The organism is Amycolatopsis sp. NPDC003676 (assembly GCF_053587275.1).
Window position 1 is genome coordinate 1 of the sequence record NZ_JBSFNS010000298.1, and the last position, 1,387, is coordinate 1,387.

Genomic DNA, 1,387 nt, shown 5'->3' on the forward strand with positions numbered 1-1,387 from the left:
GGTACGACCGCCACCGGCAGCAGCAGCAGGAACAGCTGGGTCAGCAGCATCCGGCCGTGCATGAAGTCACCGCCGACGCGGATCGCGTAGACCGTCAGCAGCAGGCCGCTGCCCAGCACCATGGTGACGACCGCGCTCGGCGACCGCAGCCAGGTCCGGATCGCCGCCACCGACCACCGCGGCCGCACCGTGACCCCGCGCGCCACCGCGGTGACCACACCGGCGATCAGCAGCACGAGCAGCGGAATCCACAGGTAGTACGGGCCGACCAGGTCCCACAGGTACTTCATGCCCTGGCCCCACTTGGCCCCGCCCGCGTCCTTGGCGACCGCGGTGTTCGGGTAGGGCAGGCCGTAGTAGCCCATCCGCCAGATCTGGTAAGCCACCGGCACGATCCCGGCGACGAACACGATCAGCGCGCGCAGCGCGATCGGGCCGTACCGGAACCGCGGCATCGGGGCGAGGAAGATCATGCCGAGGGCGAGCACGCCGATCAGCGTGGCCTCCGGCCGGATCAGCGGCGCGAGACCGGCCAGGAAGACGAGTCCGAGCAGGCTCGGCACGCGCACCACCGCGGCCTGGCTCCAGCGGATCATCAACCACCACAGCAGCCCGACCCAGCAGATCACCAAGCCGCTCTCCAGCCCGGAGGTGGCGTAGTCACGGGCGGGCGGCAGCGCGATGTAGACGAGCACGCCCGCCGGGATGAGCAGCTGACCGCTGGTCCCGCCCCACAGCCGGGCGGTGCCGAGCATGGCGAACACCATCGCCAGCAGCGAGACCGTCAGCGCGACGCCGAGCACCACGTACTCGAGCCGCGCCTGGGTGAGCCAGCTGAAGAACCAGACCAGGTAGGTCCACGCGGTACTGGTGTTGGCCTCGACCCGCTCGTCCATGTTGAAGACGGGGCCGTTGCCCGCGAGCAGGTTGCGCACCGTCCGCAGCACGATGAGGCCGTCGTCGGCGATCCAGCGCCGCTGCCAGGCACCCACCGCGAACACGACGACGGTGAGTACCACCCCACCGACGAAGGTGGCGCGGGACAGGGTCGCGAAACGAGCGGCCGGACGCGCCGACTGCTCGTCGTCGCGTAGCCGCTCGTATTCGGTTGTTTCCTGCTCCGCTACCACGATCTCGTCAGGTGAGATAGACAGCGACACCTACCGCTCCGATCCAGGCAATAGCGAGGAACTGCAGGATGCGGTCCCCCAGCGCGATCTCTTCGGGTTCACCGGCCTCGCCACCGTCGACGTCGACCGCGTAACGCAGGATTGCGATGGTAAACGGGATCAGGCCTACGTCGCCCTCGACGGCCATCTGCCCGCCTACCCCGGCCGCGACGTCGCCCTCCTGTGGGACGAAATCCACGGCTGGGCCGCCGCCGTCG

General features: G+C 69.5%; 1 protein-coding gene and 1 pseudogene. One reads left to right on the forward strand and one right to left on the reverse strand.

All coding sequences use genetic code 11. The features are described from left to right. Window positions 1-1,160: pseudogene (locus ACWDNU_RS45835) on the reverse strand (hypothetical protein); the annotation flags it as partial. A 31-nt stretch (window positions 1,161-1,191) separates the two neighbouring features. Between ACWDNU_RS45835 and ACWDNU_RS45840 the strand changes: the two are divergent. After that, window positions 1,192-1,387 (forward strand): DUF6292 family protein (locus ACWDNU_RS45840; protein ID WP_449673448.1); only part of this gene is annotated, 196 nt, incomplete at its 3' end.